Origin of the sequence: Clostridium boliviensis, assembly GCF_033342255.1 — a bacterium.
Lineage (GTDB): Bacteria > Bacillota > Clostridia > Lachnospirales > Lachnospiraceae > Lacrimispora > Lacrimispora boliviensis.
In genome coordinates this window covers 1-381 of record NZ_JAWONS010000253.1, presented here as the reverse complement: position 1 = coordinate 381, position 381 = coordinate 1, and the positions used below count along the sequence as shown (strand labels likewise).

Here is a 381-nt window from a genome sequence, read left to right as displayed (position 1 = left end):
CTCATCGAGATCATCTTTCATGGCAGGACCCCCGACGACGTCCCCTATTACCGGATGGACGACGAGGACGAAGACCCCGCGTTGCAGCTGCTCTGGAGCATTTTGCGCGAAGGACAGCAACAGGGGGTGTTCGGAGATTTTCATCCCGACGCCATGGCCCATTTCATCCAGGGAGCGATCAGCGAATACATGCTGGACAACGCGATGGCGTGCCGGTTGGATCTGGACACCTACAGCGACGAGCTGATCCGCATCGTCCACAGAGCGGTAAGGAAAGATTCCCGTGACTGACCATCCCCATTTGGGCCGCGGCCGAAAGCCCTCCGATCTCGCGCGGCTTCATGCTGATGGTCGCGCTGGCAATCCATCGCGTTCTTCATC

Annotated in this window: 1 pseudogene; it reads left to right on the top strand. The window is 59.1% G+C overall.

What is annotated here, in order from left to right:
* Nucleotides 1-291: pseudogene (locus tag RZO55_RS17885) on the top strand (TetR/AcrR family transcriptional regulator); the annotation flags it as partial.
* Between the last annotated feature and the right edge of the window lie 90 nt (nucleotides 292-381).